Origin of the sequence: Bacillus cereus group sp. N6 (genome assembly GCF_016483705.1) — a bacterium.
Lineage (GTDB): Bacteria > Bacillota > Bacilli > Bacillales > Bacillaceae_G > Bacillus_A > Bacillus_A wiedmannii.
Map to the genome: position 1 here is coordinate 20,380 of NZ_JAEHBI010000037.1, position 19,635 is coordinate 40,014.

Genomic DNA, 19,635 nt, shown 5'->3' on the forward strand with positions numbered 1-19,635 from the left:
ATTATTTTCCTCCTTCCTCAGAAGCTTTCTTTTTTGTAGGAAGGACTTCTCCACGGTAGATCCATACTTTTACGCCTAATTTACCGTATGTTGTATCAGCTTCAACTGCTGCATAGTCAATATCAGCGCGAAGTGTATGAAGTGGAACAGTTCCTTCACTGTAAGATTCTGCACGAGCGATATCAGCTCCGCCAAGACGACCAGAAACCTGTGTTTTAATACCTTTAGCACCTGCACGCATAGCACGTTGAATAACTTGCTTTTGTGCACGACGGAATGATACACGGTTTTCTAATTGACGAGCGATGTTTTCGCCTACTAATTTAGCGTTAAGATCAGCTCTCTTAACTTCTAAAATGTTGATGTGTACACGCTTGCCTGTTAATTGGTTAAGAGCTTTACGAAGTGCTTCAACTTCAGTACCACCTTTACCAATTACCATACCAGGTTTTGCAGTGTGAATTGTAACATTTACACGATTTGCTGCACGTTCGATTTCTACTTTAGCAACAGCAGAATCTTTTAAGCGTACAGTAATGTACTCACGGATTTTGATGTCTTCATGTAGTAATGTAGCATAATCTTTCTCTGCGAACCAACGAGATTCCCAGTCACGGATAACGCCGACACGAAGACCAATTGGATTAACCTTTTGACCCATCGATTATCCCTCCTTCTTTTCTGATACCACAACTGTAATGTGGCTTGTGCGTTTGTTAATTTGGCTTGCACGACCCATTGCACGTGGACGGAAACGTTTCAACGTTGGACCTTCGTCAACGAAAACTTTTTCAACAACTAGGTTGTTAATATCCATCTCATAATTGTGCTCTGCATTTGCGATTGCAGATTTTAAAACTTTCTCTACAACTGGAGAAGCAGTTTTTGGTGTGTGGTTAAGGATAGCAATCGCTTCACCCACTTGCTTACCTCGGATTAAGTCTACTACTAAACGAACTTTACGAGGAGCAATACGAACTGTTCTCGCTACTGCTTTAGCTTGCATTGAAGTGCCTCCTCTCATTATCTTCTAGTTTTCTTATCGTCAGCAAGGTGACCTTTATACGTACGCGTTGGTGCGAATTCACCTAACTTATGGCCAACCATATCCTCAGTGATGTACACAGGTACGTGTTTACGACCATCATATACAGCGATTGTGTGTCCGATGAACTGAGGGAAGATTGTTGAACGGCGAGACCAAGTTTTAACAACTTGTTTTTGCTCAGATGCAACTAATTTTTCCATTTTGCTCATTAAGTGATCATCGACAAATGGTCCTTTTTTTAAGCTACGAGCCATTTTGGTGCCTCCCTTCGTGATTGGCGTACGGTTCTAGAAATGAACCGTACTACAATCCCATTATTTTTTACGACGACGAACGATGAATTTGTCAGACGCTTTGTTTTTCTTACGAGTCTTGAATCCAAGAGTTGGTTTACCCCATGGAGACATTGGAGACTTACGTCCGATTGGAGAACGTCCTTCACCACCACCGTGTGGGTGATCAACCGGGTTCATTACAGAACCACGAACTGTTGGGCGTTTACCTAACCAGCGAGAGCGACCTGCTTTACCGATTTTGATAAGTTCATGCTGTTCGTTACCTACTTGACCGATTGAAGCGCGACAAGCAGATAATACAAGACGTACTTCACCAGAAGTTAAACGTACAAGTACGTATTTACCTTCTTTACCAAGTACTTGAGCAGAAGTACCAGCAGAACGAACTAATTGTCCGCCACGACCAGGCTTAAGCTCGATATTATGAACAACAGTACCTACTGGAATGTTGATTAATGGTAATGCGTTACCGATTTTGATGTCAGCTTCTGGGCCAGACATAACTTCCATACCTACTTCTAAAGATTTAGGAGCAAGAATGTAACGTTTTTCACCGTCAACGTAGTTAATTAATGCGATATTCGCAGAGCGGTTTGGATCGTATTCGATCGTAGCAACGCGTCCTGGAATTCCATCTTTGTTACGCTTAAAGTCGATGATACGGTATTGACGCTTATGTCCGCCACCTTGATGACGTACAGTAATTTTACCTTGGTTATTACGACCAGCCTTCTTGCTTAAAGGAGCAAGCAATGACTTTTCTGGTCTGTCAGTCGTGATTTCAGCGAAATCATTCGTAGTCATATTACGACGACCGTTAGTAGTTGGATTATACTTTTTAATTCCCATCTCAATTTCCCTCCTTCTTTAGTAAGAATTAAACACCTTGGAAGATTTCGATTTCTTTGCTGTCAGCAGTTAGCTTAACGATTGCTTTACGACGACGGCTAGTAAAACCAGCGTGACGACCAACGCGTTTTGCTTTCGGCTTGTAGTTCATGATGTTCACTTTTTCTACTTTAACACCAAAGATCGCTTCAAGAGCATCTTTAACTTCTGTTTTATTAGATTTAACGTCCACATCGAACGTGTATTTTTTTTCAGCCATCATTTCCATAGAACGTTCAGTGATAACTGGGCGCTTAATGATATCACGAGGATCTCTCATTATGCAAGCACCTCCTCTACTTTTTCCACTGCCGCTTTTGTCATGATTAGCTTATCATGATGAAGCACGTCTAAAACGTTTACGCCATCAGCAGTGATTACTGTTACTCCAGGGATATTGCGAGCAGATAACTCTACAGATTCGTTTGCATCAGCAGTTACGATAAGAGCTTTCTTCTCAACAGTTAATCCTTTAAGTACTGCTAGCATGTCTTTTGTTTTTGGTGCATTTAACACTAGGTCTTCAAGAACTACAATGTTGTTCTCAACTACTTTAGTAGCTAATGCAGATTTGATTGCTAAACGACGAACCTTCTTAGGAAGTTTGTACGCATAGCTTCTTGGTGTAGGTCCGAATACCGTACCACCACCACGCCATTGAGGAGAGCGGATAGACCCTTGACGAGCACGTCCAGTTCCTTTTTGACGCCATGGTTTACGACCACCACCACGAACTTCAGAACGAGTTTTTACTTTGTGTGTACCTTGACGTAAAGATGCACGTTGCATCATTACAGCTTCGAAAAGTACAGCTTCATTTGGTTCGATACCGAAAATAGCTTCAGCTAATTCGATTTCACCAACCTGTGAACCAGTTTGGTTATATACAGTAACTTTTGGCATTGGAATTCCTCCTTCCTATTGTGAATTATTTGCTAACCTTCACAGCGCCTTGAACAACTACAAGAGATTTCTTAGCACCTGGAACGTTACCTTTTACTAGTAATAAGTTGCGCTCAGTGTCAACTTGAACGATTTCTAAGTTTTGGATAGTAACTTGGTCTCCACCCATACGTCCAGCAAGTTTTTTGCCTTTGAATACACGGTTCGGAGCAACTGGGCCCATTGAACCTGGACGACGGTGATAGCGAGAACCATGAGACATAGGTCCGCGAGATTGTCCGTGGCGTTTGATAACACCTTGGAAACCTTTACCTTTAGAAATTCCTGTTACGTCAACGATTTCACCTGCAGCGAAAACTTCAACTTTTACCTCTTGACCAACCTCTAATCCGTCCACGTCTGCATCGCGGATTTCGCGAATGAAGCGCTTAGGAGTTGTAGATGCTTTAGCAGTGTGGCCTTGTTCAGGTTTGTTAGTTAACTTTTCACGTTTATCTTCAAATCCTAACTGGATTGCATTGTAGCCATCAGTTTCAGTTGTTTTCTTTTGAAGAACAACGTTTGGATTAGCAGCGATAACTGTTACTGGGATTAACTCACCGTTCTCAGCAAATACTTGAGTCATACCGATCTTTCTTCCTAAGATTCCTTTGGTCATGAGTTACACCTCCTACATTTTTAAGTTATATGAATTATAGTTTGATTTCGATATCTACACCAGACGGTAAGTCTAAACGCATTAATGAATCTACTGTTTGTGGAGTAGGACTCACGATATCGATTAAACGTTTGTGTGTGCGCATTTCGAATTGCTCACGAGAATCTTTGTACTTATGAACAGCACGAAGAATTGTGTAAATAGTCTTCTCAGTTGGTAATGGGATCGGACCAGAAACTGTTGCCCCAGAACGCTTAGCTGTTTCTACAATTTTCTCAGCTGATTGATCAAGAATACGGTGATCATAAGCTTTTAAACGGATACGAATTTTTTCTTTTGCCATTATTTTCCCTCCTTCGTTCGCCTATTTCTAAAATAGACCTTCTCCATGGAAATTTCCCCACACCATGCCATGGCAAAGCGGCCGGGTGTGTCAGCAACCTTCCACTTCATCGCAGTCAAAGACCAACATTGTCTATTATACAATGTTATTCGTCTAGATGCAAGCATCTTTTTGTTTGCATCTGCTTTTCTCTACTTTTGCTATTATACATGGCACTTTAAAGAATTTCAAGTTTTCATCTCACAGAATCCGTTTTACAGTTTCTGGATTTTAGTTTATTGATTTTGTATTACTATAGAAGAAACTCGTCAAAACATAAAAAAATCATTTCATTCCTTATATAAATACAAACAAAAAACCAAGGGAAAATCCCTTGGTTTTTTTATATCAGTTAAGATTACTCAACGATAGTAGCAACTACACCGTAACCTACTGTACGTCCACCTTCACGAATAGAGAATTTAGTTCCCTCTTCGATAGCGATTGGAGCGATAAGTTCGATAGTCATTTCGATGTTGTCACCAGGCATTACCATTTCAGTACCTTCTGGTAATTGGATGATACCAGTTACGTCAGTTGTACGGAAGTAGAACTGAGGACGGTAGTTAGCGAAGAATGGAGTGTGACGTCCACCTTCTTCTTTAGATAATACGAAAACTTCAGCTTTGAATTTAGCGTGAGCTTTTACAGAGCCAGTTTTAGCAAGAACTTGTCCACGTTGGATGTCTTCACGAGCAACCCCACGAAGTAAAGCACCGATGTTGTCTCCAGCTTGAGCTTGGTCAAGAAGTTTACGGAACATCTCTACACCAGTTACAGTTGTAGAAGCATTTTCTTCAGCAAGACCGATGATTTCTACTACGTCACCAACTTTAACGATTCCGCGCTCTACACGACCAGTTGCAACTGTACCACGACCTGTGATAGAGAATACATCCTCGATAGGCATTAAGAATGGTTTGTCAGTTTCACGTTCTGGAGTTGGGATGTAAGCATCAACTTCAGTCATTAATTCAATGATTTTTGCTTCCCAATCAGCTTCTCCTTGAAGAGCTTTAAGAGCAGAACCTTTGATTACAGGAATATCGTCGCCTGGGAATCCGTATTCAGATAATAGGTCGCGAACTTCCATTTCTACTAATTCTAATAATTCTTCGTCGTCTACCATGTCGCATTTGTTTAAGAATACAACGATGTAAGGAACACCTACTTGACGAGAAAGAAGGATGTGCTCACGTGTTTGAGGCATTGGGCCATCAGCAGCAGATACTACTAAGATACCGCCGTCCATTTGAGCAGCACCAGTGATCATGTTTTTAACATAGTCAGCGTGACCTGGGCAGTCAACGTGTGCATAGTGACGAGTTTCAGTTTCGTACTCAACGTGTGCAGTTGAGATTGTGATTCCGCGCTCTCTTTCTTCTGGAGCAGCGTCGATTTGATCGTATCCGCGTGCTTCAGCACCACCAGCTTTTGCAAGAACTGTAGTGATCGCAGCAGTTAATGTAGTTTTACCATGGTCAACGTGGCCGATTGTACCGATGTTAACATGGGGTTTAGAACGTTCGAATTTAGCTTTAGCCATTCTAAATTCCTCCTTAGTTTATATAGGTTATTTTATATTTAGACTAGAAAGTGAAACTTACGTCCCACTTTCTAAGCTTACATAAGTAGTTATACTTGAACAATCGATAAAAATCAATTATTCACCTTTATTTTTTTTAATAATTTCTTCAGAAACAGACTTCGGTACTTCTTCATAATGATCAAATGTCATTGAGAATGTTCCGCGTCCTTGAGTGTTAGAACGTAATGCCGTTGCATAACCGAACATTTCAGAAAGTGGAACCATAGCGCGAACAACTTGTGCGTTACCGCGAGCTTCCATACCTTCTACACGTCCACGACGAGATGTTACGTCGCCCATAATGTCACCCATGTACTCTTCAGGAATTACAACTTCAACTTTCATCATTGGCTCAAGAATTACTGGGCTACATTTAGAAACCGCAGCTTTAAGTGCCATAGATGCAGCGATTTTGAACGCCATCTCAGATGAATCGACATCATGGTAAGATCCGTCAACTAACGCAGCTTTGATGTCAACTAGTGGATAACCAGCTAGTACACCATTTTTAAGTGAGTCTTCAAGACCCGCTCCAACAGCTGGGATGTATTCACGTGGAACTACACCGCCGACGATTTTGTTTTGGAATTCAAAACCTTTACCTTCTTCATTAGGTTCAAACTCAATCCAAACGTGACCGAATTGTCCACGACCACCAGATTGACGAGCGAACTTACCTTCAACTTTCGCAGCAGCGCGGAAAGTCTCACGGTATGCTACCTGAGGAGCACCAACGTTTGCTTCCACTTTGAATTCACGGCGCATACGGTCAACGATGATATCAAGGTGAAGTTCACCCATACCAGCGATGATTGTTTGGCCAGTTTCTTGGTCAGTATGAGCACGGAATGTTGGATCTTCTTCAGAAAGCTTAGATAATGCTGTACCCATTTTATCTTGGTCAGCTTTAGATTTTGGTTCGATAGCTACAGAAATAACTGGCTCTGGGAATTCCATAGACTCAAGGATAACAAGACTCTTCTCATCACAAAGAGTATCACCAGTAGTAGTATCTTTTAAACCTACAGCAGCAGCGATATCACCAGCGTAAACTGTTGAAATCTCTTCACGGCTGTTAGCGTGCATTTGTAGGATACGACCTACACGCTCACGCTTACCTTTAGTTGAGTTTTTCACGTATGATCCAGAGTTTAACACACCAGAATACACACGGAAGAACGTTAACTTACCAACATAAGGGTCAGTCATGATTTTGAATGCTAAAGCTGCGAATGGTTCTTCATCGCTAGACTTACGTTCGATTTCTTCATCTGTATCCGGAAGAGTACCTTTAATAGCTGGTACGTCTAATGGAGATGGTAGGTAGTCGATAACTGCGTCTAACAGAATTTGAACACCTTTATTTTTGAATGCAGAACCACAGATTACTGGGAAGAATTCTACAGAAGTTGTAGCCTTACGGATACCAGCTTTAAGCTCTTCTACAGTGATTTCTTCACCTTCTAGGTACTTCATCATCATTTCTTCATCAAGCTCAGCTACCGCTTCAATAAGTTTTCCACGGTATTCTGCAGCTAATTCTTTATGCTCTTCAGGAATTTCAACACGCTCGATGTCTGTTCCTAAATCGTTACCGTACATGTAAGCACATTCCTCAACAAGGTCAATGATACCATTGAACTCATCTTCAGCACCGATTGGTAACTGAATTGGGTGTGCGTTTGCTTGTAAACGATCGTGGATTGTTCCTACAGAGTATAAGAAATCCGCACCAATCTTATCCATTTTGTTAACGAATACGATACGAGGTACACCGTAAGTAGTAGCCTGACGCCAAACAGTTTCTGTTTGTGGTTCTACACCAGATTGTGCATCAAGTACTGCTACCGCACCATCAAGTACGCGTAAAGAACGTTCTACTTCTACTGTGAAGTCTACGTGTCCTGGAGTGTCAATGATGTTTACACGGTGACCTTTCCATTGAGCTGTAGTTGCAGCAGAAGTAATTGTGATACCACGCTCTTGCTCTTGCTCCATCCAGTCCATCTGAGATGCACCTTCATGAGTTTCACCGATTTTATGAATACGTCCTGTATAATACAGAATACGCTCAGTTGCTGTTGTTTTACCAGCATCGATGTGAGCCATGATACCAATATTACGAGTGTTTTCTAAAGAGAACTCTCTTGTCATTTGGTGTCTTGCTCCTTCCATATATGGATTGGATTTTTTTTATTTTAAGTAGCAAAAAAGCCACTTTATATTGTTACACATGTCAGTATGTCCAGTACCCTCATTATGTAAAACGAGCGCCCAACGAAAGGGAGAGGCATTCTCCCTCTCCACACTTCCATAAGCGACAAATAAAGCGGTTTATGCTTACATTTATTTTACGTTGAATCCTACCAACGGTAATGAGCAAATGCTTTGTTAGCTTCTGCCATTTTATGAGTGTCTTCACGTTTCTTAACAGATGCACCAGCATTGTTAGCTGCATCTAAGATTTCGTAAGCTAGACGCTCTTCCATAGTTTTTTCACCACGAAGACGAGCATAGTTTACTAACCAGCGAAGACCTAAAGTTGTACGGCGTTCTGGACGAACCTCAACTGGAACTTGGTAGTTAGCACCACCAACACGACGAGCACGTACTTCAAGAACAGGCATGATGTTCTTAAGAGCTTGCTCGAATACTTCCATAGGGTCTTTATCTGAACGTTCACGAACGATATCGAAAGCGTTATAAAGAATTGTTTGAGATTTACCTTTTTTACCGTCAACCATCATTTTGTTGATAAGGCGTGTTACTAGCTTAGACTTGTACATTGGATCTGGTAACACGTCACGTTTCGCAACAGGTCCTTTACGAGGCATATTGAGTTCCTCCTTTCATTATAAGTTTATTATTTTTTAGCAGGTTTTGGTCGCTTAGTACCATATTTAGAACGTCCTTGCATACGTTTGTCAACACCAGCTGTATCAAGCGCACCACGAACGATGTGGTAACGTACCCCTGGTAAATCCTTTACTCGACCACCGCGAATTAATACTACGCTATGCTCTTGTAGGTTATGACCGATACCTGGGATGTAAGCTGTAACCTCGATACCGTTTGTTAAACGTACACGAGCGTATTTACGTAACGCTGAGTTAGGTTTCTTTGGAGTCATTGTACCAACACGAGTACATACACCACGTTTTTGAGGTGCAGAGATATCAGTTGATTTTTTCTTTAAAGAGTTGAACCCTTTGTTTAACGCAGGTGATTTAGATTTCCATACTTTATCAGTACGACCATTTCTCACTAATTGGTTAATAGTAGGCATTTGATTATCCTCCCTTCGCATGTTTGTATGACCACATATCCAGGTGGTTCATTATTAGTTGAAAACAAAGTTTTTGCAAGGAAGAGCAAATGCTCTCTCCTCACAAAAACAGTTTTAACTTATTATTCCTATTGCTGAAGCTCCCACTTGAATCCCCGAAACTTTTCCAAGCTTACGAACTGATTCAACTTTGGTTATGGGTATGTTATGTTGCAAGGCGGTACGAATGATCATATGGGTTAACCGCATATCAGCATCTTCCGCAATAACAACTTCTTTAACTATACCATTTTTGATTGCCTCCAATGTGCGTTTATGACCAACGACTACATTTTCAGCATTTGACACTTTTTGATAAGACATATAAATATCCTCCAAAGCATCGTTCAGGAGCAACCTTGATTATAGTAACATTTTGACTCATACAATGTCAACTAGGATTAACTGTTTTTATACAAAATTTACGACGGAAAATTTTACTGTTCCACATAAACTTCATCGTTTTCTACATTCATGTCACCTTGTGTTGTTTTTACAAGATCCACTTTGCGATAACGATTCATACCTGTTCCAGCAGGAACAAGTTTACCGATAATAACATTTTCTTTCAATCCTAGAAGCTCATCGCGTTTACCCTTAATCGCTGCATCAGTTAAGACACGTGTCGTTTCTTGGAACGATGCTGCAGATAAGAATGAATCAGTTTCAAGTGAAGCTTTTGTAATACCAAGTAGAACAGGTCTAGCCGTTGCTGGTTGTTTACCTTTCAGTAACACCTTCGCATTCGCATCAGTAAACTGATGGATATCTAGTAGTGTTCCTGGTAATACATCTGTTTCACCCGCATCACTTACACGAACTTTACGTAACATTTGACGTACCATTACTTCTACGTGTTTGTCACCAATTTCTACCCCTTGCATACGGTATACTTTTTGAACTTCACGTAGTAAGTATTCTTGAACCGCCGTAATGTCCGTTACTTTTAGTAATTCTTTCGGATCAATAGAACCTTCTGTTAACTCTTTACCGTGGCTAATTGGCTGTCCTAGAGTTACTTTCAGACGTGCACCGTAAGGAATAGCATACGTACGAGCTTCAACTTCACCCTGTACAACTACTTCTTGGCGATCTTTAACATCGTTAATCGCTGCGATAACACCATCGATTTCACTGATAACTGCCTGACCTTTCGGGTTACGAGCTTCGAAGATCTCTTGGATACGAGGTAAACCTTGAGTGATATCATCTCCGGCAACCCCACCTGTATGGAACGTACGCATCGTTAACTGTGTACCTGGCTCACCGATAGATTGAGCTGCGATAATACCTACCGCTTCTCCTACTTCTACGTCTGTACCAGTTGCTAAGTTTCGACCGTAACACTTCTTACATACACCGTGGCGAGTGTTACACGTGAACGCTGAACGAATGTTTACAGTTTCAACACCCGAATTTTCAACGATATGCGCGATATCTTCAGTAATTAGTTGGTTTTCACTAACTAATACTTCACCTGTTTCAGGATGTTTTACAGTTTTTCTTGCAAAACGTCCAACAAGACGATCATATAATGACTCAATTACTTCATTACCCTCTTTAATCGCACCAATTAATAGACCACGATCTGTTCCACAATCATCTTCACGGACAATTACATCTTGTGCAACGTCTACAAGACGACGTGTTAAGTAACCAGAATCGGCAGTTTTAAGTGCTGTATCGGCAAGACCTTTACGCGCACCATGCGTAGAGATGAAGTACTCAAGTACTGTTAAACCTTCACGGAAACTTGATTTAATTGGAAGTTCGATAATACGACCAGATGGATTGGCCATCAGACCACGCATACCAGCAAGCTGAGTAAAGTTCGATGCGTTACCACGGGCACCTGAATCACTCATCATGAAGATTGGGTTGCGTTTATTCAAGGATTTCATCAGTTTTCCTTGGATAACATCTTTTGCATTACTCCAAATAGAGATAACGCGATCGTAACGTTCTTCTTCCGTGATTAAACCGCGACGGAATTGTTTAATTACATTATCTACTTTTGCTTGTGCTTCATGGAGAATTTCATCTTTTTCGCCTAATACAAGAATGTCAGATACCCCAACTGTAATACCAGCTTTTGTAGAGTACTTAAATCCTAAGTTTTTCATGCGGTCAAGCATGCGAGATGTTTCCGTAATTTGGAAACGTTTGAATACTTCCGCAATGATGTTACCAAGGATCTTCTTGCTAAATGGCGCCACTTCTTCGCGACTAGCAATAATTTCTTTAATGTTCGCACCTTTTTCAACGAAATATTCCGCTGGTGTTTCTTTTTCAAGGTTTGAGTTTGTTGGTTCATTAATATAAGGGAACGACTCTGGTAAGATTTCGTTAAATATTAATTTACCAACTGTTGTTAATAGAAGCTTACTCTTTTGCTCTTCAGTAAACGTTACATTATTTACCGAACTTGCAGCAACTGCAACACGTGTGTGCAGATGTACATATCCATTTTGGTATGCAAGTATTGCTTCGTTTGCATCTTTGAAGACCATACCTTCACCGATTGCGCCTTCACGCTCAAGTGTTAAGTAGTAGTTACCTAATACCATATCCTGAGATGGAGTAACAACTGGTTTTCCGTCTTTTGGATTCAAGATGTTTTGTGCCGCTAACATAAGAATACGAGCTTCTGCTTGTGCCTCTGATGATAACGGTACGTGAACTGCCATTTGGTCACCGTCAAAGTCCGCGTTGTATGCAGTACATACAAGTGGGTGAAGACGAATTGCGCGACCTTCTACTAATGTAGGTTCAAACGCCTGGATACCAAGACGGTGAAGTGTTGGTGCGCGGTTTAGAAGTACTGGATGCTCTTTGATCACAGATTCTAAAACGTCCCAAACTTCAGGTTGTACACGCTCAATTTTACGTTTAGCACTCTTAATGTTGTGTGCTAAACCTTTTCCAACTAACTCTTTCATAACGAAAGGCTTAAACAATTCAAGCGCCATTTCTTTCGGTAATCCACATTGGTACATCTTTAAGTTCGGTCCTACAACGATTACAGAACGGCCAGAGTAGTCAACGCGTTTACCTAATAAGTTTTGACGGAAACGTCCTTGTTTACCTTTAAGCATGTGAGATAGTGATTTTAATGGACGGTTACCTGGTCCAGTAACTGGACGGCCGCGGCGACCATTATCGATTAATGCGTCTACAGCTTCTTGTAACATACGTTTTTCGTTTTGAACGATGATGCTTGGTGCACCTAAGTCCAATAGACGTTTTAAACGATTATTACGGTTAATTACACGACGGTATAAGTCGTTTAAGTCAGAAGTAGCAAAACGTCCACCATCCAACTGTACCATTGGGCGTAGTTCTGGCGGGATAACTGGAAGAACATCTAGGATCATCCAAGATGGGTGATTTCCAGAGTTACGGAATGCTTCTAATACTTCTAGACGTTTAATAGCACGAGTACGGCGTTGTCCTTGCGCTGTTTTTAATTCTTCTTTTAAGAAGTCTACTTCTTTATCTAAATCGATGTCTTGTAGTAGCTTTTTAATCGCTTCCGCACCCATAGCAGCTTGGAATGTGCTACCATATCGATCACGATATGCACGGTATTCTTTTTCAGAAAGTAATTGCTTCTTATCAAGTGGTGTATCTCCACTTTCTGTTACAACATAAGAAGCGAAATAAATTACTTCTTCAAGCGCGCGAGGGGACATGTCTAAGACAAGTCCCATGCGGCTCGGGATACCTTTGAAATACCAAATATGAGATACAGGAGCAGCTAATTCGATATGACCCATACGTTCACGACGAACTTTTGCACGCGTTACTTCAACGCCACATCGATCACAAACTACACCTTTATAACGTACACGTTTGTATTTTCCGCAATGACATTCCCAGTCCTTTTGTGGTCCGAAAATACGCTCACAGAACAAGCCATCTTTTTCAGGCTTTAACGTACGATAGTTAATTGTTTCTGGTTTCTTAACTTCACCGTATGACCAAGAACGAATCTTGTCAGGTGAAGCAAGTCCAATCTTCATATATTCAAAGTTATTTACATCTATCAAGGGGCCTACCTCCCTTTTAGTCTACAGGTTATCCCAATTATTCTTTAGTTGTCTCAACTTCGACATTCAATTTATCTGCTGATTGATGATCATCGTCATCTTCTGTATCACGCATTTCAATTTCTTTATCGTCGCTAGACATCATTTTAACGTCCATACCTAAACTTTGCAGCTCTTTAATCAATACTTTGAATGATTCAGGAACGCCTGGTTCTGGAACATTTTCGCCTTTAACAATTGCTTCATACGTCTTAACACGTCCAACAACATCATCAGACTTCACTGTTAAGATTTCTTGAAGAGTATAAGCAGCACCGTAAGCTTCAAGTGCCCAAACCTCCATCTCACCGAAACGCTGTCCACCGAACTGAGCTTTACCTCCAAGAGGCTGCTGCGTTACAAGTGAGTATGGTCCAGTAGAACGAGCATGAAGTTTATCGTCAACCATGTGCGCAAGTTTGATCATATACATGACACCAACAGATACGCGGTTATCGAATGGTTCACCAGTACGTCCGTCATACAGGATTGTTTTCGCGTCATTTGCCATACCAGCTTCTTCAATCGTGCCCCAAACATCTTCCTCACGAGCACCATCGAATACTGGTGTTGCAATGTGAATACCAAGGTATCTTGCTGCCATACCAAGATGAAGCTCTAATACCTGACCGATATTCATACGAGATGGTACCCCTAATGGGTTTAACATGATATCGATTGGCGTACCGTCTGGTAAGTAAGGCATATCTTCTTCTGGTAAAATACGAGAGATAACACCTTTGTTACCGTGACGTCCGGCCATCTTGTCACCTTCAGAGATTTTACGTTTTTGAACGATATATGCACGTACAAGTTGATTCACGCCTGGTGGCAATTCATCGCCATCTTCACGGTTGAATACTTTTACGTCTAAGATAATACCGCCACCACCGTGTGGTACACGTAGTGATGTATCACGTACTTCACGTGCTTTTTCTCCAAAGATAGCATGTAATAGACGTTCTTCAGCTGTTAATTCTGTTACACCTTTAGGTGTTACTTTACCAACAAGTAAATCTCCATCTTTTACTTCCGCACCAACGCGAATGATACCGCGCTCGTCAAGGTTGCGTAATGCATCTTCCCCAACGTTTGGAATGTCACGTGTAATTTCTTCTGGTCCAAGCTTCGTATCACGAGCTTCTGACTCATATTCTTCAATATGAATAGAAGTGTACACATCATCTTTTACAAGGCGCTCACTCATAATGATCGCATCCTCGTAGTTATAACCGTCCCAAGTCATGAAGCCAACAAGCACGTTACGTCCAAGTGCTAGTTCACCTAATTCCATAGAAGGACCATCCGCAAGAATCTCACCTTTTACAACTTCATTTCCAACACTTACGATTGGACGTTGGTTGTAGCAAGTTCCTTGGTTAGAACGAATGAATTTTTGCATTTTGTAACGATCTAAGTCGCCTTTTACTGTTTGACCGTCAACTTCTACATAGCGACGTACCCAAACTTCACGTGCTTCTACGCGTTCAACAACACCAGGATGTTTACAGATTACTGCAGCACCTGAGTCTTTTGCTGATACGTACTCCATACCTGTACCTACAATCGGAGATTCCGGATTCATTAACGGAACCGCCTGACGTTGCATGTTCGCTCCCATAAGTGCGCGGTTAGAGTCATCGTTTTCTAAGAACGGAATACAAGCTGTCGCTGCCGACACTACTTGTTTTGGAGATACATCCATGTAGTCGATGCGTTCTTTATTTGTGACAATGTTTTCACCACGGAAACGAGCTACGATATCTTCGCTAAGGAATTCTCCTTCTTCAGATAATTTCATATTCGCTTGGGCTACAACATAATTATCTTCTTCATCTGCTGTTAAGTAATCAACCTGCCCTGTTACAAGACCAGATTCTGGATCAACACGACGGTATGGTGTTTCAATGAAACCAAACTCATTTACTTTCGCGAACGATGATAATGAGTTAATCAAACCGATGTTTGGTCCCTCTGGCGTTTCAATCGGACACATACGACCATAGTGAGAGTAGTGAACGTCACGTACTTCAAAGCCTGCGCGCTCACGCGTTAAACCACCGGGTCCTAATGCAGATAGTCTTCGTTTGTGAGTTAACTCTGCTAATGGGTTTGTTTGATCCATGAACTGAGATAACTGAGAACTTCCGAAGAACTCTTTAATAGATGCAATAACCGGGCGAATGTTAATTAACGCTTGTGGTGTAATTGCATTTGTATCTTGAATCGACATTCTCTCACGAACAACACGTTCCATACGAGAAAGACCGATACGGAATTGATTTTGTAATAGTTCTCCAACAGAACGCAGACGACGGTTTCCTAAATGGTCGATATCATCTGTATCCCCCACTTTGTATAGTAGGTTGAAGAAGTAACTGATAGAAGCAAGGATATCACCTGGTGTGATGTGTTTTACATCACGAGTAATATTTGCATTACCAATTACATTAATTACGCGTTCGCCTTCTGACTCAGGAGCATAAATCTTAATAGATTGCAGCTCAACATCGCCTTCTACCACTCCACCCATTGGTTTCGCTGTTTTGAATCCAATGTTTTTCTCTAAGTAAGGTAAAATGCGATCAAGTGTACGACGATCTAAGATTGTTCCTTCCGCCGCTAAAATTTCACCAGTTTCTGGATCCACTAACGTTTCAGCTAAACGTTGATTAAACAATCTGTTTTTAATGTGTAACTTCTTGTTGATCTTATAGCGACCTACATTTGCTAAATCGTAGCGCTTTGGATCGAAGAAACGAGACACAAGTAAGCTCTTAGCATTTTCTACTGTTGGTGGTTCACCAGGACGTAGACGCTCATAAATTTCAAGCAATGCTTTTTCTGTGCTATCTGTGTTGTCTTTTTCTAATGTGTTGCTTAAGTATTCGTTATCACCTAAAAGCTCGGTGATTTCTTGATCAGAGCCAAACCCTAATGCGCGTAACAAAACAGTTACAGGAAGTTTACGCGTACGGTCAATACGCACATATACAACATCCTTAGCATCTGTCTCATACTCTAACCAAGCTCCGCGGTTTGGAATTACAGTAGCAGTAAAACCACGTTTTCCGTTTTTATCCACTTTGCCACTATAGTATACGCTTGGAGAGCGAACTAACTGGGAAACGATAACACGTTCTGCACCGTTAATTACGAATGTTCCAGTCTCTGTCATGAGTGGGAAATCTCCCATGAACACATCTTGTTCTTTTACTTCACCAGTTTCCTTGTTGATTAGACGCACTTTTACACGAAGTGGTGCTGCATACGTCACATCACGCTCTTTGCATTCGTCTACAGAGTATTTAGGTTCACCTAAGCTGTAGTCGATAAATTCAAGCGATAGATTTCCCGTAAAGTCTTCGATCGGAGAAATGTCCTGGAACATTTCTCGCAAACCCTCATCAAGAAACCACTGATAAGAAGAGGTTTGAATTTCGATAAGATTTGGTAACTCTAATACTTCACTAATACGGGCATAACTTCTTCGTTGGCGGTGGCGTCCGTATTGAACTAGTTGACCTGTCAACTGCTTCACCCCTCAAATCATGAGTATTATAAATGCACAAAAAAAATTGTGCAAAATCACAAATAAATACAACTACTGCTATTAGCGTAGTTTTTTCTCTTAAAGATAAATACGTTGAGTCTTTCTACCTGCTCAAAAAAGAAAAATGGCTTCTATAAGAAAACCATCATTCTGTTTCATAATCTGCTGATTTTACTATCTTTTCCAAGAGAAACAAAAATATACATCTTTCTCAACGCAGAAAATCATATATTGGCATTGTATAATGTTAACATAGCCAAAAATAACCGTCAACGTTTTTTTGATTTTATGATATAATATCCTTTTTTCTTTTCTACAACTTCGACTTCAGAAAATACTTCCTCTAGTTTCTTCAGTGCAGATGGTGCACCTTGCTTCTTTTGAATAACAATCCACAACTCTCCACCTGGAACTAAATACTCTACAGCCTTTTCTAAAATCTCATGCACGATATCTTTACCTGCACGAATTGGAGGATTAGATAGAATAGCAGCATACATACCATCTACATTTTCATAGACGCTACTTTGAAAAATGCGTACATTTCCAATTCTATTGTTAGCGGCATTTTCTTTCGCAAGCTCAAGCGCCCTTTCATTCACATCCACCATGTGAACTTTACGGTCTTGAAACTCTTTCGCCAACGATAAACCAATTGGTCCATATCCACAACCTACGTCTAATATATCACCTTTAATATCTGGCACTTGAAACGCTTCAATTAAAAGACGAGAACCAAAGTCCACTTCGTTTTTCGAGAACACCCCACGGTCAGATAAGAAAGTAAATTGAGATCCACGAAGTGTAAATTCCCATCGTTTACGATCACTTTTACTAGAAGGGTCGTTAGAAAAATAATGGTCTGCCATATGGCCACCTCTTTTCTTTACAGTTAAAAAAAAAGCTCGCATGAGAGCGAGCTTTTTTTAAAGCATCAAAAGTTAATTACTTAACTTCTACAGCAGCGCCAACTTCTTCAAGTTTAGCTTTCATTTCTTCAGCTTCCTCTTTAGAAACGCCTTCTTTGATTGCTTTTGGAGTGTTGTCAACTAATTCTTTAGCTTCTTTTAAGCCAAGACCAGTGATTTCACGTACAGCTTTGATAACTTTGATTTTTTGAGCGCCAGCACTTGCAAGTACTACGTCAAATTCAGTTTTCTCAGCAGCAGCTTCACCAGCGCCACCAGCTACAGCTACAGGAGCAGCAGCAGTTACGCCGAATTCTTCCTCGATAGCTTTTACTAAGTCGTTAAGTTCTAATACAGTCATAGATTTAACTGCTTCAATGATTTGTTCTTTAGTCATTGTAAATATCCTCCCTTAAATAGGTTTGTATTGTTTTATAGATAACAAGTAATTATCTTTTAAAAAATTAAGCGCCTTGCTCTTCCTTTTGTTCTGCAACTGCTTTAGTAGCAAGTGCAAGGTTACGGATTGGAGCTTGAAGAACGCTAAGAAGCATAGAAAGTAAGCCTTCACGTGATGGAAGAGTAGCGATAGCTTTAACCTCATCAAGTGTTACAAGTTTACCTTCGATTACACCAGCTTTAATTTCTAAAGCTTCATGTTTTGTAGCGAAGTCGTTTAATACTTTCGCAGGAGCAACTACATCCTCGTTACTGAACGCGATTGCGTTTGGTCCTGTTAAGAATTCGTTTAACTCAGCCATTTCAGCAGACTCTGCAGCACGACGAGTTAAAGAGTTTTTGTAAACTTTGAACTCAACGCCAGCTTCACGTAAGTTTTTACGTAATTCTGTTACTTCAGAAACTGTTAAACCACGGTAGTCAACAACGATTGTAGATTTACTTTCGCGAAGTTTGTCCGCGATTTCAGTTACAACTTGTTGTTTAGTTTCGATTACTTTGCTCATGTTATTACACCTCCTGTAGATTATATAGAAGATGTACCGAAAGTGCACTAAAAACCTCCATGCCCAACTTATAGACATGGAGGCATATAGTCACAGAAAAAAATTCCGTTTCGTATATTAACACCTAGGTAGGAAATTAAGTCTATTGACACCTACTGTCTACGGTACACTAATTAAATTCACAACATAAATGATTATATAAAAACTTCTTTATGAAGTCAACTTCCAAATTTTACGCTAATGTAGAAACGTCTACACGTACGCCAGGTCCCATTGTAGAAGCAACTGTTACGTTCTTCATGTAAGTACCTTTTGCAGCAGCTGGCTTAACTTTTTGTAAAGTGTCAGCAATTGTTCCGAAGTTTTCTACTAATTTAGCATCTTCGAAAGATACTTTACCGATTGGAACGTGGATGTTACCAGCTTTATCAACGCGGTATTCAACTTTACCAGCTTTGATTTCGTTAACAGCTTTAGTTACATCGAAAGTAACTGTTCCAGTTTTAGGGTTTGGCATTAAACCTTTAGGTCCTAATACGCGACCAAGTTTACCAACTTCACCCATCATGTCAGGAGTTGCTACTACTACATCGAAATCGAACCAACCTTGTTGGATTTTACCGATGTAATCAGCATCGCCTACGAAGTCAGCTCCAGCAGCTTCAGCTTCTTTAGCCTTTTCACCTTTAGCGAATACTAATACACGTTGTACTTTACCAGTACCGTGTGGAAGAACAACTGCACCACGGATTTGTTGGTCAGCTTTCTTAGGGTCAACACCTAAACGGAATGCAACTTCTACAGTCGCATCAAATTTAGCTGTGTTTGTTTTCTTTACTAATTCTACTGCTTCTGTTGCAGAGTAAGCAGTTGCACGATCAACAAGCTTTGCAGCTTCTACGTACTTTTTACCTCTTTTAGCCATTTTTATTTCCTCCTCGAATGTGGTTTTAGCGGAATAACCTCCCACGTTTACGCTTATTTTCAGGTATAACCTGAGGATGCGCGCCATCCATTTATTTAAAAACGATAA

The 19,635-nt window shown here is 40.7% G+C and carries 19 protein-coding genes and 1 other annotated feature; all 19 genes read right to left on the reverse strand.

Going from position 1 to position 19,635, the window contains the following annotated elements:
- Position 1 precedes the first annotated feature (1 nt).
- Positions 2-661, reverse strand: coding sequence for a 30S ribosomal protein S3 (gene rpsC / locus JDS99_RS21990; RefSeq protein ID WP_000529958.1), 660 nt, complete (start codon positions 659-661; stop codon positions 2-4).
- A gap of 3 nt (positions 662-664) precedes the next feature.
- The gene (rplV, locus tag JDS99_RS21995) at positions 665-1,006 is read right to left on the reverse strand and encodes a 50S ribosomal protein L22 (protein WP_001148024.1); all 342 of its coding nucleotides are present in this window, start codon (positions 1,004-1,006) and stop codon (positions 665-667) included.
- 17 nt (positions 1,007-1,023) lie between these two features.
- The gene (gene rpsS / locus JDS99_RS22000; protein WP_000124454.1) at positions 1,024-1,302 is read right to left on the reverse strand and encodes a 30S ribosomal protein S19; all 279 of its coding nucleotides are present in this window, start codon (positions 1,300-1,302) and stop codon (positions 1,024-1,026) included.
- Positions 1,303-1,362: 60 nt separating this feature from the next.
- Positions 1,363-2,193, reverse strand: coding sequence for a 50S ribosomal protein L2 (rplB, locus tag JDS99_RS22005; RefSeq protein WP_000511583.1), 831 nt, complete (start codon positions 2,191-2,193; stop codon positions 1,363-1,365).
- A 28-nt stretch (positions 2,194-2,221) separates the two neighbouring features.
- Entirely contained in the window at positions 2,222-2,512 is a 291-nt protein-coding gene (rplW, locus tag JDS99_RS22010; protein ID WP_001205558.1) for a 50S ribosomal protein L23, read from the reverse strand.
- Complete coding sequence (gene rplD, locus JDS99_RS22015) at positions 2,512-3,135, reverse strand: 50S ribosomal protein L4 (RefSeq protein WP_001127258.1); 624 nt, start codon at positions 3,133-3,135, stop codon at positions 2,512-2,514. Before rplD ends, rplW begins: the two co-directional genes overlap by 1 nt.
- A 25-nt stretch (positions 3,136-3,160) precedes the next feature.
- A complete protein-coding gene (gene rplC / locus JDS99_RS22020; RefSeq protein WP_000160209.1) occupies positions 3,161-3,793 on the reverse strand; it encodes a 50S ribosomal protein L3 in 633 nt (210 codons plus the stop codon).
- Between the two features lie 34 nt (positions 3,794-3,827).
- Positions 3,828-4,136 carry a 30S ribosomal protein S10 gene (gene rpsJ / locus JDS99_RS22025; protein ID WP_001040595.1) on the reverse strand — a complete coding sequence of 103 codons (309 nt, stop codon included), beginning with the start codon at positions 4,134-4,136 and terminating at the stop codon, positions 3,828-3,830.
- A gap of 397 nt (positions 4,137-4,533) precedes the next feature.
- Entirely contained in the window at positions 4,534-5,721 is a 1,188-nt protein-coding gene (gene tuf / locus JDS99_RS22030) for an elongation factor Tu (protein WP_001029617.1), read from the reverse strand.
- Between the two features lie 117 nt (positions 5,722-5,838).
- Positions 5,839-7,917 (reverse strand): elongation factor G, encoded by a 2,079-nt coding sequence (fusA, locus tag JDS99_RS22035; protein ID WP_000196381.1) that lies wholly within the window; start codon positions 7,915-7,917, stop codon positions 5,839-5,841.
- 209 nt (positions 7,918-8,126) lie between these two features.
- On the reverse strand, positions 8,127-8,597 hold the full coding sequence (gene rpsG, locus JDS99_RS22040; RefSeq protein WP_001137489.1) for a 30S ribosomal protein S7: 471 nt from the start codon (positions 8,595-8,597) through the stop codon (positions 8,127-8,129).
- Positions 8,598-8,626: 29 nt separating this feature from the next.
- Positions 8,627-9,049 (reverse strand): 30S ribosomal protein S12, encoded by a 423-nt coding sequence (rpsL, locus tag JDS99_RS22045; protein WP_001142341.1) that lies wholly within the window; start codon positions 9,047-9,049, stop codon positions 8,627-8,629.
- 114 nt (positions 9,050-9,163) lie between these two features.
- Entirely contained in the window at positions 9,164-9,412 is a 249-nt protein-coding gene (locus JDS99_RS22050; protein WP_000121828.1) for a 50S ribosomal protein L7ae-like protein, read from the reverse strand.
- Positions 9,413-9,525: 113 nt separating this feature from the next.
- Positions 9,526-13,137 (reverse strand): DNA-directed RNA polymerase subunit beta', encoded by a 3,612-nt coding sequence (gene rpoC / locus JDS99_RS22055; RefSeq protein ID WP_000567950.1) that lies wholly within the window; start codon positions 13,135-13,137, stop codon positions 9,526-9,528.
- A gap of 37 nt (positions 13,138-13,174) precedes the next feature.
- Positions 13,175-16,708 carry a DNA-directed RNA polymerase subunit beta gene (gene rpoB, locus JDS99_RS22060; RefSeq protein WP_000147550.1) on the reverse strand — a complete coding sequence of 1,178 codons (3,534 nt, stop codon included), beginning with the start codon at positions 16,706-16,708 and terminating at the stop codon, positions 13,175-13,177.
- Positions 16,709-16,998: 290 nt separating this feature from the next.
- Complete coding sequence (locus JDS99_RS22065; protein WP_048543031.1) at positions 16,999-17,598, reverse strand: class I SAM-dependent methyltransferase; 600 nt, start codon at positions 17,596-17,598, stop codon at positions 16,999-17,001.
- A 76-nt stretch (positions 17,599-17,674) separates the two neighbouring features.
- The gene (rplL, locus tag JDS99_RS22070) at positions 17,675-18,034 is read right to left on the reverse strand and encodes a 50S ribosomal protein L7/L12 (RefSeq protein WP_000159737.1); all 360 of its coding nucleotides are present in this window, start codon (positions 18,032-18,034) and stop codon (positions 17,675-17,677) included.
- Positions 18,035-18,101: 67 nt separating this feature from the next.
- Entirely contained in the window at positions 18,102-18,602 is a 501-nt protein-coding gene (rplJ, locus tag JDS99_RS22075; protein WP_000048721.1) for a 50S ribosomal protein L10, read from the reverse strand.
- 39 nt (positions 18,603-18,641) lie between these two features.
- Positions 18,642-18,785 (reverse strand) — a sequence feature (ribosomal protein L10 leader region).
- Between the two features lie 49 nt (positions 18,786-18,834).
- Positions 18,835-19,527 carry a 50S ribosomal protein L1 gene (gene rplA, locus JDS99_RS22080; protein WP_002096939.1) on the reverse strand — a complete coding sequence of 231 codons (693 nt, stop codon included), beginning with the start codon at positions 19,525-19,527 and terminating at the stop codon, positions 18,835-18,837.
- Positions 19,528-19,635 lie beyond the last annotated feature (108 nt).

What these genes read in the sequence shown, in the direction of transcription:
- rpsG (WP_001137489.1), bottom strand. Translation starts at nt 8,597, where the DNA reads ATGCCTCGTAAAGGACCTGTTGCGAAACGTGACGTGTTACCAGATCCA.
- rplJ (WP_000048721.1), bottom strand. Translation starts at nt 18,602, where the DNA reads ATGAGCAAAGTAATCGAAACTAAACAACAAGTTGTAACTGAAATCGCG.
- rplL (WP_000159737.1), bottom strand. Translation starts at nt 18,034, where the DNA reads ATGACTAAAGAACAAATCATTGAAGCAGTTAAATCTATGACTGTATTA.
- rplD (WP_001127258.1), bottom strand. Translation starts at nt 3,135, where the DNA reads ATGCCAAAAGTTACTGTATATAACCAAACTGGTTCACAGGTTGGTGAA.
- rplV (WP_001148024.1), bottom strand. Translation starts at nt 1,006, where the DNA reads ATGCAAGCTAAAGCAGTAGCGAGAACAGTTCGTATTGCTCCTCGTAAA.
- tuf (WP_001029617.1), bottom strand. Translation starts at nt 5,721, where the DNA reads ATGGCTAAAGCTAAATTCGAACGTTCTAAACCCCATGTTAACATCGGT.
- fusA (WP_000196381.1), bottom strand. Translation starts at nt 7,917, where the DNA reads ATGACAAGAGAGTTCTCTTTAGAAAACACTCGTAATATTGGTATCATG.
- rpsS (WP_000124454.1), bottom strand. Translation starts at nt 1,302, where the DNA reads ATGGCTCGTAGCTTAAAAAAAGGACCATTTGTCGATGATCACTTAATG.
- rplC (WP_000160209.1), bottom strand. Translation starts at nt 3,793, where the DNA reads ATGACCAAAGGAATCTTAGGAAGAAAGATCGGTATGACTCAAGTATTT.
- JDS99_RS22065 (WP_048543031.1), bottom strand. Translation starts at nt 17,598, where the DNA reads ATGGCAGACCATTATTTTTCTAACGACCCTTCTAGTAAAAGTGATCGT.
- rpsC (WP_000529958.1), bottom strand. Translation starts at nt 661, where the DNA reads ATGGGTCAAAAGGTTAATCCAATTGGTCTTCGTGTCGGCGTTATCCGT.
- rpsL (WP_001142341.1), bottom strand. Translation starts at nt 9,049, where the DNA reads ATGCCTACTATTAACCAATTAGTGAGAAATGGTCGTACTGATAAAGTA.
- rplW (WP_001205558.1), bottom strand. Translation starts at nt 2,512, where the DNA reads ATGAGAGATCCTCGTGATATCATTAAGCGCCCAGTTATCACTGAACGT.
- rplA (WP_002096939.1), bottom strand. Translation starts at nt 19,527, where the DNA reads ATGGCTAAAAGAGGTAAAAAGTACGTAGAAGCTGCAAAGCTTGTTGAT.
- JDS99_RS22050 (WP_000121828.1), bottom strand. Translation starts at nt 9,412, where the DNA reads ATGTCTTATCAAAAAGTGTCAAATGCTGAAAATGTAGTCGTTGGTCAT.
- rplB (WP_000511583.1), bottom strand. Translation starts at nt 2,193, where the DNA reads ATGGGAATTAAAAAGTATAATCCAACTACTAACGGTCGTCGTAATATG.
- rpsJ (WP_001040595.1), bottom strand. Translation starts at nt 4,136, where the DNA reads ATGGCAAAAGAAAAAATTCGTATCCGTTTAAAAGCTTATGATCACCGT.